General features: G+C 38.4%; 12 protein-coding genes. 1 reads left to right on the top strand and 11 read right to left on the bottom strand.

The features are described 5' to 3' along the window. The first annotated feature begins 314 nt into the window (after window positions 1-314). Window positions 315-653 carry a helix-turn-helix domain-containing protein gene (locus tag B5G33_RS17685; RefSeq protein ID WP_087268751.1) on the top strand — a complete coding sequence of 113 codons (339 nt, stop codon included), beginning with the start codon at window positions 315-317 and terminating at the stop codon, window positions 651-653. 91 nt (window positions 654-744) lie between these two features. Here the strand turns inward: B5G33_RS17685 and B5G33_RS17680 are convergent, their stop codons facing one another. From B5G33_RS17680 to B5G33_RS17630, 11 genes are all read right to left on the bottom strand, one after another. After that, window positions 745-1,875, bottom strand: a complete 1,131-nt coding sequence (locus tag B5G33_RS17680; RefSeq protein ID WP_087268754.1) for a DUF3048 domain-containing protein — start codon at window positions 1,873-1,875, stop codon at window positions 745-747. A gap of 571 nt (window positions 1,876-2,446) precedes the next feature. Next, complete coding sequence (locus B5G33_RS17675) at window positions 2,447-3,391, bottom strand: glycosyltransferase family 2 protein (protein WP_087418585.1); 945 nt, start codon at window positions 3,389-3,391, stop codon at window positions 2,447-2,449. Window positions 3,392-3,413: 22 nt separating this feature from the next. Continuing rightward, a complete protein-coding gene (locus B5G33_RS17670) occupies window positions 3,414-3,854 on the bottom strand; it encodes a GtrA family protein (RefSeq protein WP_087418584.1) in 441 nt (146 codons plus the stop codon). Further along, window positions 3,851-4,786 (bottom strand): glycosyltransferase family 2 protein, encoded by a 936-nt coding sequence (locus B5G33_RS17665; RefSeq protein WP_087418583.1) that lies wholly within the window; start codon window positions 4,784-4,786, stop codon window positions 3,851-3,853. The genes B5G33_RS17670 and B5G33_RS17665 overlap by 4 nt, the downstream gene beginning before the upstream one ends. Window positions 4,787-5,040: 254 nt before the next feature. Next, window positions 5,041-7,179, bottom strand: coding sequence for a hypothetical protein (locus tag B5G33_RS17660; protein WP_143276556.1), 2,139 nt, complete (start codon window positions 7,177-7,179; stop codon window positions 5,041-5,043). 82 nt (window positions 7,180-7,261) lie between these two features. Then, complete coding sequence (locus B5G33_RS17655; RefSeq protein ID WP_087418581.1) at window positions 7,262-9,046, bottom strand: DUF6020 family protein; 1,785 nt, start codon at window positions 9,044-9,046, stop codon at window positions 7,262-7,264. Then, the gene (locus B5G33_RS17650) at window positions 9,043-11,565 is read right to left on the bottom strand and encodes a YfhO family protein (RefSeq protein WP_087418580.1); all 2,523 of its coding nucleotides are present in this window, start codon (window positions 11,563-11,565) and stop codon (window positions 9,043-9,045) included. The genes B5G33_RS17655 and B5G33_RS17650 overlap by 4 nt, the downstream gene beginning before the upstream one ends. Before the next feature lie 14 nt (window positions 11,566-11,579). Then, window positions 11,580-12,614: an acyltransferase gene (locus B5G33_RS17645; protein ID WP_087418579.1), complete on the bottom strand. Its 1,035-nt coding sequence runs from the start codon at window positions 12,612-12,614 to the stop codon at window positions 11,580-11,582. A gap of 23 nt (window positions 12,615-12,637) precedes the next feature. Further along, the gene (locus tag B5G33_RS17640) at window positions 12,638-14,407 is read right to left on the bottom strand and encodes a hypothetical protein (protein WP_204247428.1); all 1,770 of its coding nucleotides are present in this window, start codon (window positions 14,405-14,407) and stop codon (window positions 12,638-12,640) included. Between the two features lie 364 nt (window positions 14,408-14,771). Continuing rightward, on the bottom strand, window positions 14,772-16,181 hold the full coding sequence (locus B5G33_RS17635; protein ID WP_087418577.1) for an oligosaccharide flippase family protein: 1,410 nt from the start codon (window positions 16,179-16,181) through the stop codon (window positions 14,772-14,774). 4 nt (window positions 16,182-16,185) lie between these two features. Next, the gene (locus tag B5G33_RS17630; protein ID WP_087418576.1) at window positions 16,186-16,689 is read right to left on the bottom strand and encodes a GNAT family N-acetyltransferase; all 504 of its coding nucleotides are present in this window, start codon (window positions 16,687-16,689) and stop codon (window positions 16,186-16,188) included. Window positions 16,690-16,955 lie beyond the last annotated feature (266 nt).

Below are 16,955 nucleotides of genomic sequence, written 5' to 3'. Positions count from 1 at the left end.
TACGGAGTATAAAAATGCGTAACTGTTAATAACATACATGATGCATTGGCGATTTTAAATTGACTGAGATTGGCGTTTTTAATCCGACTCTGAATGGTGAAAATCGCCCGACGCTAACATCGCAATTGATGAGTCCATTATACCACTTCCATAAACAAGATTACAGAAGAATCTATTTCTCTCTTAAATGGATATATAAAAAATTCATAATATTTATAGTTTTTTAAACTCCTTGCATAATTTATCTGTTTACTCCATTTATTATTCACAGAATTTATGCATATAATATATAAAATTTTTCAGGAGCGTATAGTATGGACTACTCAAGGATTGGCTCAAGAATCAAAGAATATCGTGAAAAACAGAAAATGACGCAGCAGATGTTAGGGGAAGAAACAGACTATTCTGTCCAGCATATCAGTCATATTGAAACAGGAAAGACCAAGCTCAGCGTACAATGTCTTCTTGATATTGCTAATGCGCTCCATGTATCCGTAGATGAACTGGTATGTGGATATAATACTGCTTCCTCTGTTATTCTGGACCAGGAAATTAAAGAACTCCTGGATGACTGTACCCCTCAGGAGAAACAGATTATTCTGGAAACCATGAAAAGCCTAAAATCCAGCTTAAGAAAAAGCAGCAATACTTGAACATCTTTATCGAGCAAGAAAGATATTTCCATATGAGCATTTTTTTAAACAGGGGCTGGCGCACTTGATGCGTCAGCCCCTGTTCTCTCACTTACTGAAAAACAGCCTGATTTTTGTAATTTAACGCAATATAGCTTTTTCCTCTGTTAATGGAAATCTCCTGACCGGACTCATCGTAAAATCTCAGGTAGGAACTTTCATTATTGTAGTCCTTAGACCAAGTAATTTTCTGAACGCCTCCATTGGATACATAATATCCTACAGAATCTGTTCCTCCATCCCAGTCAATCTCTTTATGTCCCACACTGTCTCTCACAGAAATATCTGTTTCCAATACAAATACATTAGTAAAGGCCAGCTGTTCTCCGGTTTTTCCATCTACCTGGGCATCGCCATTGATCTGCTTCAAATAAACCTTATTCTCTGCATCATAAGTAAACTGTGAAGACTGCGCGCCGAAGTTAATCTGTACGCTGGTACAGTCACTGCCCTCTGGCTTGAGCTGTTCCTCCAGGCCGTTGAACTGGAAAGCAGGCCCCTTCTTGTCCTCATTCAGGTCTGTCCTCAGGCCCTGAGACTCAATATAAGAAACCAGCTTTGTTCCGTCAAAATATCCTGTATGTTCCAGAGAATATCCCTGATTCAGCCTGTCCTGGTCCCTGCCGAAAAGTCCGCCGGTATTGGTAATCCCTTCAATCTGGTCCATATTCAAAGCTTCCAGATAGTCCGCCATAGTATCATCAATTCCCCAGTTTACATAGAATGCATCAAATCCCTGGGAAAGAGCCGGGAAATAATAACGGCAGCTGCGGATGGGGCAAATTTGAGGCACCTGGGTATAATCGCCGTAAAGAGCCATAAATCTGGTAGCATCTCCCTCAACAGGAATTTCAAAAATAATATCTGCCTGTCCTACGCCATACTGAGGCATTGCGTAAGAAACATTATTGACCATAACAGCTACTGGCCGTTTTCCAATGGCCCCGTCTGTCAGGTCCGGCACTCCTGTAAGAAGGTTCTGATTAGCAGGAATCTCTTCCTGAGGCTCTACTGCAGAACCCTGTACTGCCCCCTGATCATCTTCCGTCTCTCCCTGTGAGGATTTTTCGGTCTGAGCAGTCTCATTCTGGCTCTGTTGTGTATCGTCCTTATGGCTGCAGGCTGCCATGGAACCTGCAAGAACAAAAGCTGCAGTGATCAGCATAACTTTTTTGAATTTCATTTATATTCCCCCTAGTATAATAATGGTGTAGTCAATAAGACTACTCGGTTAATAAGTTTCTATGATTAGATAACAGAAGAAGGTGTTCTTCCTTCATCAGATGTTATCCTAAAATTATCATGTCTGACGGTTCCTGATAGACACCAGATAAAACGTATACGGTAGTATACGATAAACCATGAGTACTGGCCCATTTTTTGACCGCCGTTTCCGACGGCCTGGTTTACAGCTTGGTTGTTTTTGACTCGCTCCGGCAGATCTCTGGTAACTGATCTGACCATGGAAGCAGGTTGATTATTCCGGGGCTCTTTGAGCCACCTGTCCGCACTGTAATATTCAATAACAAGCCTTTTGAAATCATTACTCCTCGAGAACATATCAAACAATATAATGCTGATAAATACGACATAGCTGCATAAAATACTGCAAATCCAACGAATCAATATCTTTTTAAAAATGATATTATCACCAAGGGGAAAGTCTACCCTTTTTTCTGATGAAAAATATTTTCATTTATCTATTGGCATTTATTAGCTGGACTTTACATAAGCATAAATGATACCGTACAAATTCATCCTTTTGTTTCATTCAGATTTGTTTCTCCACATATATAGATAGGTCTCTTCTTGGTTTCTAAATACGTCTTTGAAAGATACATACCCAGGATTCCCATACAGAGAAGCTGAATTCCCCCAAGCATAAGAATAATACAAGTCATTGAAGGCCATCCGGCTACCGGATCACCAAAGCACAATGTCTTCAAAAGAATAATCACTAAAAATAAAAATGCCACCAAGCAAACCAGAATTCCTAAAGCAGATACCAGGGCAAGAGGCGCTGTAGAAAAACCAATGATTCCCTCTAGACTGTATTTAAATAATTTCCAAAAAGACCACTTTGTCTCTCCTGCCTTTCTTTCTATATTTTCATATTCTATCCATTTCGTTTTAAAACCTACCCAGCCAAAAATTCCTTTTGAAAACCGATTGTATTCACCCATTTCCAGTATAGCATCTTTAAACTGCCTGGTCATTAACCGAAAATCCCGTGCTCCATCCATAATCTCGGCTGTAGAAATCCTTTTCATTAATTTGTAAAAGCACCTGGCAAAAAAGGATCTAACAGGAGGCTCTCCCTTTCTGCTCACTCGCCTAGTGGCCACAGAATCATATCCCTCCTCTACAATTCCCTTCATCATTTCCGGAAGTAAAGAAGGCGGATCCTGAAGGTCTGCATCCAGCATAGCGATATAATCCCCATCTGCATGCTGAAATCCAGCATAAATAGCGGCCTCTTTTCCAAAATTTCTGGAAAAAGAAAGATATTTTACTCTATCATCTCTGGCAGCCATTTCCTTAATAATAGACAACGTTTTATCTTTAGAGCCATCATCCACAAAAATAACTTCTGTGTTATAATTTTTCAGTTTTGATGCAACTTTCTGAAATTCTTCGTAAAAAAAAGGAAGGACTTCTTCTTCATTATAACAGGGCACGATCAGTGTCAGCTTTTCCATATTCAATTCCTCCCCAATAACCCTAGTTTTTATTTTCCTGGGTTTTGCTTGATTTTCTAAATACCCAAAATTTACTAAAAATATAATTTAACACTGTTACCAAAACCTGATTCATCAATTTTACAATATTATCATCTATCTGACATATCTGGACAAAAAAATACATACTGAGGATTTCTACCAAAAGAGAAGCAACCCTGCTGGATATAAAGCTGGACATTTCTTTTACCGTATTATGCATTCCAGAATAGCGGGATTTAAACACAAACTTTTTATTCGTCACATAAGCAAATGCTACCGCCAATATCCAACTTATAATATTTGCAGTCTGATAGTATAATCCCAACGGATTTGCAAGGATATAGTAAGACACCAGCGATACGATCATAGTACAGACTCCTACGATCACATACATAACCAGTTCTTCGTATTTTTCATATAATTTTTTTATTAGCTCTATCATATCTCATCCTTTTTCATTTTTCTCACTAATTGAAGCCGGAATTCAAATTCCTGGCGTTCCTTTTCGGCTAAAGTAGATAGGATCAGACCAGAGAACAAAGATTCTAAGGCCGCAAGGGTAATAAACCCACTGACAATTAAAGTGGGGAAATTAGGGACCAGACCTGTTCTGATATAGACAGCCAATACAGGGATAAACATCGCCGCAGAAATCAGCAGTAATACAAGTGCTGCAATTCCAAAAAACTGCATCGGCTTGTAATTTCGGTAAAGCCGCCCTATCGTTTTTAATACTTTCAGTCCATCTGAGTAAGTATTCAATTTCGACTCGCTTCCCTCCGGTCGATCCCTGTACTCAATGATGATATTTTCAACATTCATATTCTTGTCTACTGCATGAATACTCATCTCTGTCTCAATTTCAAATCCCTTTGACAACACAGGAAAACTCTTAACAAATTCATAGCTAAAGGCTCGATATCCTGTCATAATATCCCGGATATTACTATGGAATAACTTATTAATAGCTGCTCTTACAAGACTATTTCCAAAATTATGAAATGGTCTTTTATTTTCTTCAAAATATGTAGAGGAAAGCCGGTCACCTACAACCATATCAACATTTCGAGTCATTATCCTCTCTACCATCTCCCGTCCAACTTCTGCTGGATAGGTATCATCTCCATCGATCAAGATATAACAAAAAGCGTCAATTTCGCGAAACATCCTTCTGATCACATTGCCTTTGCCCTGCTGATATTCATATCGAACTATGGCTCCTGCAGCTCTGGCAATTTCATCAGTATGGTCTGTAGAATTATTATCATACACGTAAATTGCCGCTTCCGGTAACTCTACTTTCCAATCACGTACTACCTTCTCTATTGTCTGACTTTCATTATAACAAGGAATCAACACTGCTATTTTATCCATCATTAGTTCCTCTCACTATTTTTCATACCTAGTGTACTGTATCACTCACATTTTTCATAATGACTTGCCTGAACTTCCATCTGCGGCGTTGTCGTCAATCAGCGTAGCCACCGCTACGCCTCATTCCTCCGCCTTGTAGAGTGAAAAATTCATTCGTCGTCATTATGCTGAAAGTGAATGATACAGCACACTAGGTTATTTTACTACAGATCAGAAAAAAATAAAAGTCTTTTACCAGTATAAACTTCATCCATTCACATTCTTCCTGCAAGACATTTTTTACGATTTATTCTCTTTATAGAATAGACTGCAAGATATACTATGAATCCTCCGGTAAGGATATCCCCTATGCGATATAGCTTATTTTCCTTGTATATTACTTGAACCACGCCTTCAGTCATTTCCTCAGGAATACAGATCAGAATACGATTTTTATCATCCTGTCCATAAGAGATTTTTTCGCCGTTAATGAATATTTCATATTCATTATAGTCATATAAAGGTAGATGCATATCTTTATCCTTGTCTTCCGGATTCTCAAATTCAAATGAAAAGGATAGATCTGTTCCCTTTCTTCTAAAGGAAGAAATTTTCACATCTGCTTTTGTATCAATTTTATTTCTTTCTTGCCACATCCAGTCATACCCTATCCCTGTATCGTAATAGTCAGCATAGTAAGCAGAAGTATATGCCTGTGTCCTGCTCTTTAAAAAAGTCGTACCATCTGTTTGGTAACTGTCCATACTCATTACTGCCATCCACAGCGACAATCCTGTCATAGCTCCCGCGATCAGTACTTTTTTATCCTTTAGGAGTTCCTGTATGGCAATCCCTGATACAACAGCCAAAAATAAACTGGCAAATCCCAGCATTCTCCAGGGATACTGTATCACACATAGAAGACTATCCGCCACTGAAAAACTCTGAATCCAGTCCCACGGAAACCATGTGCTGGCCGCATAGCAGGAAAGTATGCCAAGCAAAGCACATACATCTGCGATCCTGTAAACATGTTTTCCTAACTTATCTGTAAAAAAACGATATCCCAGATAAATGATCAGACCAATAAGCAATACCAGTCCAATAGTTTCTGGCATTTCACCTTCCGCGCCATAAAAAACGTTCCCTCCCTGCATTTTAAAGCTTGTCTGGAACATCTGCTGCCAATAAACAGTACTTCTCGACAGCACATCGTCTGCGCCGGCAATAGCTGTCTTTCTTCCCATTTGCATGAAAAGAGGAAACAAAAACCAGGCATTAGCTAATATACAGGCTCCCGCCGTTTTTCCCAAAGCTATGATCCTATATATACATACTTTCTTTTTTCGTATCTGCCAGATTATGACAGGTATAGCAAAAGCCGTCACAAAAAGCACAGACAACTCAACTGTCAAAATATGGCTCTGCACGATCCCCGTAGCTGCGATTGCTGTAATCCACCATTTTTTATAGTCGCCACAAAACAGTTCATAAATCCCATATAAAAGGAGCGGTAAAAACATGGACGCCAAAAGTTCTCCTAATGCAGCCCTCAAATAGAGGTTCGTCAAGTGATATGGATTCAACACATAAAGCAAAGCACAATATAGTCCTAATCGTTCCGATTTCAGCAATCCGCGAAATCCTAAATATGCTAAAATCGCCGAGAAAATATTTATGAAAAAGATAAGGATCTTGTAGGCATTCAGCAGTGAACAGCCCAGTAAACAAAGTATTGCGGCAGGATACAGGAATAAGTTCGGATAATAGATCGGATCCAGAAAACCAAGCCCTTGATTCATCACGGTATCCATGCGCACCGGAAACTGTCCCTGACTAAGCCCCTCCGCAATCCCTTCTATTCTTGCCAAATGGAAGAGAAGATCATGCCCGCTTTGGAGATAATCTCCAAAAAATGGCATTGTCAGGAAAATTCCCGATGCTGACATAATCACATAATTGCGTTGCTTTTCCCAGTCCCAGACCATAAATAATGCAAAAATAACTCCTGCCGCCGCCAAAAACAGGAATAAACTATCCGTATACTCATCCTTTATCAGGGAAATGTTCCAATTTTGCACAGAAACATCCTCTGAGTCAGAATAAAATGTAAAATACAAACTATCAGTATTTTTTTCTATGGAAAAATCTATCTGGATTTTTTCCCCTTCTCCCGCGGGATAGCTTCCTTCCTGAAGAACTTTTCCTCTATAATTATTCCCGTCATTTTGATTCCTGTCCTCTATTTTCCATATGCCTTCCTGACCAGCGGAATAAGACAGTTCTAATTCATATTCTCCTTTATTAAGGGCCAGGATCAAACAAGGCCATCCCTTCTCCCCCTTTTCATTTTCCTCCCAATAGACGTCAGGGCTGCTTCCGCCATCCCAATATCCATATCCTAACTCTTTCATGAGAAAAACTCCGGCAAGGATGAGCAATATTATCAAGAATAAAAACGATTTCTTAGCTAATCTTTTCCTTTCCATCTTCCACTTAGTTCTCCTTTATCTTTTCACAGCAAACCCCAGCTATCACAGGAATACTTACCATCAGAGGATACGCATATCGCAGGAGCACCACCGGTGAAACCATTAATGTCAGCCACAAAATTCCCAAAAGCACAAATGACAGTAATTTCCCAGATCTTTTAATAAAGATAAGATACCCAACTGCCAGACAAAGACACCAGAAAGCTGATCCAGGACTAAACAGCATGGATATTACCGGATATTTCTGATAAACCCCGCCTTCCGTCCAATCCCTGTAGAACTTTTCCAGGCCAGGCAGCAGGCTGTTTCTCTCAATGAAAATACCCTCTTGTGAATATTGGTCTTTTCCTTCTTCCGGGGCATTTTCATAATCTATATGAGACATATAAGCTCCAGGATCCGGATATACCATATCAGGATACCAGAAGCCAAGATTCATAGACAAAAATGCGTCTACATAACAGCCAGGGTACTTGATCCCCAGTTCTGCCCAAAGTCTAATAAAGCCCGCCGGGTTTTCTTCAAAGGCACTTTTATTAAAGCTAGCCTTTACATTATCAGCAACTCTAGGTGTATACTTTTCATAATCCGGGATATAAGTCCTGACCTGTTCCTGAAACTCTTCTGTCTCATCCTCCTCTCCGTATAACATAGCTCTTGAAATCTGCTGCATGGGAACGCTTAAAATCTCTGCCGGGCTTCCTTTCTCCACATCCAGTGCTTTATATACAGGTCCCGTATAGATCATCCATATTCCGAGCACTGCTATGGACATCAGCAGAATCCTTTTCCAATATTCTCTTCCGAAAATCAATAATACAGGTATCATACAGGCAAAAATATAGATGCCTGTATTACGAAATGCACAGGCCAGCAGCCAAAGACCCCCATATAAAACAATCTTTTTCCAATTCTTCCAAAAAATATTCTTATCATCCGCCATTTCTGCAGTCTGAAATACAACCAGCAAAAAGAAGCCAGAGAAGATCACATCCTTAGTCGCTGTAAAAGAGAAGACTGCATGATAAGGCAAAATTCCATATAAAAGAAGAAAGACTGCACACAAAACTAATGGCAACTTTTTCTTAAGTTTCAACAATGTATAAGAAAAAACCGCCGACATAAACAGCATCTGAAACAGAGAATATAAAAATACACCTGTTTCATAAGAGTGAAACACTGCTTTTCCTAAAGATAAAAACCAGCCGATCAAATATGTATGGAGCACGGGATGATGGGCCAGCATCTCGCCGGTAAAGTACCATTTGGACTGAAAAACTGTGTCGATCACATAAACCCCGGGATAAGCCGCGGCAATTCCAGGCAGCCAGCAGACAAAAATTATTGCCCAGCCGATCAGAAAAGTTTTACCAGCGCTGCACTGTTTTTTCACAAGCCACCGCTCAGCTGCACTGCTTTCTAATTTGCACATCCACACAGGCCATGCTTTATAAAGCGCTCCTACTATAATCGCCATGAAGGGAGTAACTGCCGCTATCATCAAAAAGCCATAAGTTCCTCCTATTTCATCATACAAATAATAGTTGGATCCGATTATCAGTGCAGCGGAAAAAATAAATCCTAAAATCCATAATATAACAGCATTTCTATTGAGAATACTCCGCCAATTCTTTTTATACACAAAAAAAATCACTGCAAATAAAAGAATGGATACCACACTGTTTCTGATCGGAAGGGGATCTCCTCCCAGACGGATCGCATATGGTATTGCCACGACACAGATCCATGACAGAACCATCAATATCAAAACTCTTACTGTCTTTTTCATAAAGCAGCTCCTTTCCTGCGTATTCTTTTATTCGTTAGCAGAGCGGCCCCTGCGCCCACCGCCGTTATAATTATTCCCGGCAGGACGCCCGGCACATGATACTCCATAACAATCTCATGTCTTGCTGCGCCATCGGTCGAAACAGCCAAAAGGCTTCCATTTGCAGACTGGGCCTCTGCCTCTTTTCCGTCCACACTGATCTCCCAATTTTCATCATAAGGTATACTTGTGATAATATAGCCATCTTTGTCAGATTCACAGGAAAATTTTACTTTTCCGTCTTCAAACTGTGTCACTTCTGTATTTCCTGTATTTAACCGATCTACAACGTTTTTCCACACATCCATATCCAAATACCAAAAATGTGCGCCAACTGAAAAATCCCCCTGATCTTTACAAAACTCAACAGAATGTTCCTGGCTTGACGACCCGATATTAAAAACAAGATAACTAAGCCAGGTATTATACACACATCTTTTTTCCCCGTCTATTTTAAGGATCAGATCCTGCTGTTCGGGACGCGCATATCCATAAATAGGATTTTCTCCCTCCAGCTTCTCTGTGTCTAGGATATATCTGACCCCATCTGCTGTATTCTCTTCATCACATGGGATTTCCTTATACAATTGTGTCTCTTCGCCCAATATAAGGGAAAAAAACTGATTTTGATACACAAAAGGATTATCCGTATCTTCGACTATCTGCAGTACTTTTTCAGAAGCAGGCATAGCCAGGGGCAGTACATATGGATTTTCATATACGCTTTTCCCATTATATTCTGGAATACTTTCTATCTCAGCATAAAAAGGGATTGCAAAGTCAGACAGTACATACTTAATCCCAAGAAATGCGTCTGATGCAAGAATCGGCTCATCATATATAGTCAGATCTATGGAATCTGAGTATCCCAGTTTAGAAATAAATTCAGATACAGGATAATCATATGAAGAAGAATATTGAGATATCCCATAATAGCCATAAGCCATATTTTCAGAATAATGTGCATGGATCCTGTCTCCATTTGCATCACTTCCTCTGGCAGAGGTCTGTTCCATCCGGTAGAAGGGTGTATCATCATATTTCTCCAAGGCCTCCTGTGTCTTATTTGCCTCGCTGACATACTCCTGATAGGCCTGCGCAGATCCTGAATATTCTGTTATCATACGAAGTACCAAAAATCCGTTCAATCCCAGCTCTATACATACAAGAATACACAATGCATACCTTTGATAATGACGGTTCCAGAAAATCAAAACTCCTGTTACCAGAGCTATCCCACCGGAAATCCACAGATACTTTGGATGCTCCAAAGGCATCCATATAGTCAAAGCTCCTATAAGCACATAGAAGACGATCAATAAAAATAACACTTTCTTCTTATCACGAGGTTCAAATACCTCCACCCCTTCTGAGGCTGTCAAAAGAAAGGTAAAGATGATCAAATAACTGAAGCGATATGGATAAGAATACACAAATCTGAGACCATTAAAAATATTTTCAAGTAAATTAAAATGGCAGGTCAGAATCATCCCTATCAGGAAAATCCCCATGGTAGCCTTTCGTCTCCTGCTGATCTTTCCTGAAACGAAAAAATATAAAGCAAAGATCACTGCCAGCATGCCGCAGAAAAAAGATGGGATCTGACGCACACCAGGATTTGATCCCACAAGAAATCCCTCTAGGAACGCCCATGGGGAATTATTTACTGATAAATTAAAAATCCTGCTGTCGAACACAGATTTTCCATTAGACAAACTAATAACAGCTGGAAGAAACAAAAAGCCGCTGCACATCACTCCCAAAAATTCTGCCCACAAAAATAGAAAGAACTTACCAACTGCCTTTTTTAATGTTCCTTTTTTATAGTACCGTCCAATATACTGTGCCAGGTAATAAAGCACAATAAAAAGACAATTCATATACGCGGTATACCAGTTCAGGACAATGCAGAAAGCTGTAAAAAACACGGTTGCAAGAATCCTGCCTTTTTTTAAAAACTGATCAACCGCCCACAAAATCACCGGAAGGAGCAGGACCCCATCCAGCCACATAATATTCGACATCTGTGAAAAAATATACTGCATCAGAGCATATCCCATAGAAAGCAAAAATACTCTGCTCTTTTCCAGCTTTCCATGGTGCAGGAAAAAAAATGCCGCTGTTACTCCGCATAATCCAACCTTGATCGCAGTTATTATATAAATAAATAATGGTATCTGCGTATCTTGAAAAAATACCACCAGAAGATTCAGAGGCGAAACCAGATAATAGGCAAACACCCCCACAAGAGAGCCCCCCAAGGACTTCGAAAAAGAATATCCTATATGGGCTTCTCCCGTCAATACATTTTTCAGATACTGAAAATAATCTGCGTACTGTACATCCTGATCCCACAAAAGCCATGTTTTTTCTCCAAAAGGATACAAGTTATTTGCAGCTGTGATCAATGATAGAATAACAATAGGGACCATAAAAATCAGAAGATAAAAAAGGCCTTTTTTTCTGATCCAATCTTTCATCTTATAACCTCCTCCTAAGGAAACACTCGTCTTAATATCGGGATTTTTTTAACAATAAAAACGATTGCCATACAGATCAGATAGATCCCTACTGCTCCTACCGTCATCCACCGGATACCGTTATGCTCCGGGTTCTCCCATATCAGCGGAGCTATAATCCGCATTTGGATCAAATAAATACCAAAACTGGCGCCTGACATCGTTTTGATCGTCCTGCGGATTTTTTCTTTTTCTAAAAAACTCCAGTCGTGATATCTGAACCATACGAAGACTGCCGCAGCCATGCCATAAGCAGTAAGCCCGCTAGAATCAAAAAAAGTATAAGAAAATGTCCCATCTCTGCCTGACTGCAATAATGTATATACAAACATTAAAGCAAAACATAATACACCAATCCCATAAATAAGACACCGCATTTTTTTACCTAGATTTTCTTTGCTTAACAGCCATCCCAGCACAATATATCCTACAAAGCCATTAGCTAATGGTGAAAAAAGCGCTGCATTATAATAAATTTGAAAATGATCTGGAAGATACGCCAAGACACAGCTGTATCCCCCAGCGATCATCAATATATAATAAAGGATCTTTTTTCCCCCGGCTCCTGTCAGCATGGAAAACACCGGTATCAACAAATACATTCCAAATAAAGGATAAAAAAACCAATAAATACTCTCTATTCCATTTCCAAGATACCAGCTGACAGTAGTCTTCCAGCTTTCCCAAACTAATTCTCCGGTACACAATTTCCAGATTAGAAAAACAGTACTCCAAATTAAAAATGGCCCTATTACATGGATAAATCTTCTCTTAAAATAAATTTTAGTGGAATACTTTTCTCTGTAATTCATCAACGTTGCGCCGGAAAGCATTACAAAGATCGGGACGGTCCAGTAAAAGGCCACCTGCATAAGCAATGAAAATATCCATGTATGATTTAATCGGTAATCAAATACCGTATTGCTGCAGTGGAGGACCACCACACCAAAACATGCAGCAATATTTAACAGATCAATATATAAGATCCGCTTTGGTTCTTTTTTCTCCACACTTTTTGCTCCTTATCATAGATTTATTCTTTCAGTGCTACACCAGCTTCTCTAAATTCGGACTGCAGCTTTTCGCCTTTTACCAGCAGCAATTCATCCTCATCTAAGACCAGATATGCATACCCTTTAGATGTCCACTCATAATAATCGTTATCCGTGTACACCATATTCGTAAAGAAAACAGCTTCTTCCACCGTATCTTCCGGAACTTCCGGTATGATCGTATACCGGTTCAGAAGAAATTGATACTCATAGTAGGTAAATTGGTCTGTCATCCAGTCCCTGGCGTCCTGTACATAAATTGTATCTGGTATATCTATTTTCTCCTCCAAAGACTTGATAAGTCCATAGCTTTCATCTGCAATTTCCCAGTTGTCTTTCATAAATTCTCTGTCCCATGCAATACCAATAAAAAAGTACACTTCTACAAATATCCCGCAGACAAATAAAACCGACGCCCATTGCTGTTTCTTTTTCACCATGACCCAGCACAAAATAAAGGACAGGAAAAGGATTACTGACGCCGGCAGCAGAGCCAGCAGCCTTGTTTCTTTATCCAGCGTCCACAAAGAAAACGGAAAATAAAAATTAAAAACACCAATCTGTCCACAATGATAGATATATGGAACAATGCAGATCATCCAATAAGCTTCGCATACCATCAGAGCAGCCAAAGCCGGTCTAAAATATTTAAGGATCTGCTCTCTACGTTTATACATCCAGACGCAGCATATACAAAACAGTGGGCCGCAGAAAGGTCCAAAATACCGGAGATACCCATAAGCTTTTGTCGCATAAAGATCATTTTCAAATCCTGCGGCAATCACTTCTCTGGATCCTGGCAGCCAGGAAAAGGACTGACCCAGCATAGTCATAGCAATTCCTGCCATACAAAATACGATAACCGGAAAGGTCCCCCTCTCCACTGCAGAAAGATCCTGTCCCTGTAATTCTTTTCTTCTCCAAAGCGCTTTCCAAAGTAAATGTGTAAATATCACAAAAAATAGAATAAAAATGCCGCCGGTAAATACTCCTGCCGTATGTATCTGACCGATCACAATATTGGCCCATGCCTGCCAATTTTGTGGATCCAAAAGCTGAAGCGGCCCCCCAGAAAGATGAATTTCAGCATTTCTCATACTGGAAGCACTGTCTGCTATCCAAAGTTTTCCCTGTATATACTGCACATACCATGTACCTGCCGCCGCAAATACGCCTCCGCTGATAACCGCAGCCGGAATGGAAATCAAACATCTGTGATAGAGCCAGGCATAAAACACCACTGCAATTCCCACAGCCAGCCAGAAAGCAATAGCCCTTGTATGGAGAGTCAGGCTATATCCTAATACTAAGATTAAAAGCAAAGTGGCTCTTATCTTTTTCTTCTTATTATCCAGATTTTTCTGGAGATACAATAAAATCCAAGCTATGATCCATGAACACAGCATAAGAGGATGTTCATTAAAAATAATGATAGAACAATCCGTTACTAAATAAGAAGAAGCAACTGCGGCTACTGCCACAAAGAGTATTTTCTCTATAGAAAAATATTTTGTAAAAATTCTATAGGCGATCAGGGAGGAAGCCCCCTGAAGCACTGCACAGACCATTCCTATCCCTCTGTAGATGATCACAGGATCATCGGTAGCCATAAACAGCGGAGCCATAAGCGCTGTGAAACCTGTGCCATAATATCCTGCATGCTGTATTACCTGGGACCAGTCATATCCTGCCAAATATGCTCCCCCAGAAATCGTTGCAGTTTCATCGGAAAGCACTCCTACTGGGATCATGAAGAAGCAAAATATAACTCTTGGAAGAGTTGCGAGCAAAAAAATCATGATTGGAATACAAAGATTCTTTTTTTTAGTATTTGTTTGTATTTTTTTCATATCTTTTTATTATCCTTCTATAATTAGAAATCATATCATACAGAAAAAGCTTTCGACAGACAGTCTTTTTTATCTCCCTGTCTCTCAAAAGCCTTGTCAGTTCATACGCAGCACGTAATTATGACGCAATAAAATCCTGCATATTAAAATTATACTTTTATATTTATTTTGAGTATTTTAATCAATTACAACTGCACCTTGTTAATATACTCTTTCTAAAGAGATGAAAAAGCATTTACCGCAAGAACAAAAAATAAATTGTACTTTATTTTCTTATTAAATTCTTTATATCCTCTCTAAATAACATACAATATCCTGCTATTATAATAACTGCTATGCATAAAGGAATCAATAACAAATCTCTCATCAAAAATCTCCAAGCCAAAAAATACCCTAAGAGACTACCTGCCATAATATAGATCTTGCAACCTATTTTTAATAATCGTATTTTTACTAAAATTACCGCAGTAATCAAAATCGCTATTATATAGCCTACTAATGTTCCTATTGCAGCTCCTTCGATACCAATAAGCGGAATTAAGATATAATTGATTATTACATTAACGAACGCGCCAATAACTAATGCCAATAAATTATACCACGTTTTTTTTATTACTATAAATTGATTCACTATTACTTGGAAAAGCATAAGCATGAGCGGTGCCAAAAATAAATACGGGGCAACTACATAGCCTTGTACATAATCCCCGGTAAACAGTATTTTAAAAATAGTTTTACTACATGCAGCCATCAATATCCCTGCACCAAATGCAATTGCAGTTAAATATTCAAAAATATGAGAGGTCATATCAACCTGATCTTTATCCTTCATAGTAGAAAAAGCAAAAAACTGCCATCCCCCAGCAAAGGCTGTATAAATCAACTGGCTAACTTGTCCAACTTTTCCTCCAATGGCATAAATACCATTATAATCCATACCAAGCATTTGAGCTATCATTAATCGATCACATGAATTAAAAACCCAATATACTAAAAAATTAGGGAATAATGGGATTGCTATTACTAATAAGGGTTTCAAACAAGAAAAATTAATACGTCTAATTGAAAACCAATTACGATTTAATATTGCAAAAATAACCTCTATTGTCAAGGCCGAAATAACCGCAGCTAAAGGAAGTGCAACAACATACATTCCCTTAACCAAAAGCGGTATTGAAATAGCATATGATATAATCGGACTAAGGGTATTAGTTACAAGAAAAATTTTTCTTTGATTTCTCATTCTCGTTGGTGCCGAAACAATTGAGTTAGTAGCACCAATTAAAATACTCATTGCCGATAAAATCAGCAAATTAACGAAACGCCTATCTGAGAAAAAAATTTCAGTCCAAAAATTTCTAAATAGAATTAACACACAAAACACAAGAATAGACAAACCACTTGTAAACGCCAAAGTTGTAGAACAGATAGTCTTTCTATACTCTTCATTATCTTTGTCAAAGAATAATCGAAACATAGCATCATACATTCCTAAAACAGCAATAGCTGAACCAAAAGACACTATAGTGGTCGAAATATCATTTAGCCCAAAATAGAATGTGTCCGGCATTAATCGAGTAATTATAGGTAACATTATTAACGGAACAGCCTTACTAATTACTCCACCAAGTCCATATACTAAAATATTTTCCAAAAAAAGCTTAAAACGACCCATTTACTTAATTCCCATCTTCATATGATTCTTTTAAAATTCCAAACCAAAATAAATCTTGGAAGCTGCCTCTTATATATTTATGTTTTTTAAAAACCCCTTCTTGTGTAAACCCCATTTTTTCATAGAATGCTCTTGCTCTCATATTTTCTTCTAAAACGTTTAAATAAACACGTTCTAATTTCAAAGTATTAAATGCATAGTCTAAAATTTCTCTCGTTGCTAGATTGGAAACTCCAGTTCCATGAGCCTTTTTTCGAAGGACTACTGCATATTCAGCATTACGATCTTTTAAAGAAATATTTTTTAAACTGATTGTACCTAAATACTCATCGTTTTCATCCACAACTGCAAAGTGATGATTTTTTTCATCAAAACTATTTAATATAAAATTTCTTGCATCTTCTATTAAAAAAGACTCAAAGTTTACATTAAACATACTATTTATATGTGAATCATGCATCCATTCTAACATAAATTCCGCATCTTTTAAATGTAATCTTCTTAACATACTATTCTCTATGATGCCTGCATAATACCAAACACCATTTTCCCTTTCTCTTAATTTTGTTTCATAACCTGAAAAATTCAGATACTACAAACATATTAATCTTTGCCTTATATATTTATCGAATAATAATGTAGTCGAAATTAAGTTTCCCCCAACTCTATTCAAATTAGGATAATTCAGTACAATTCGCATATATGTTTTGATATGTTAAAGTTTTGCTCCGAAATATCAGTTCTAAAAAAAGCTGAAGTATCAATTATATTTTC

The organism is Blautia sp. An81 (assembly GCF_002161285.1).
Classification (GTDB): domain Bacteria; phylum Bacillota; class Clostridia; order Lachnospirales; family Lachnospiraceae; genus Blautia; species Blautia ornithocaccae.
This window is presented reverse-complemented; position numbering and strand designations above follow the sequence as displayed.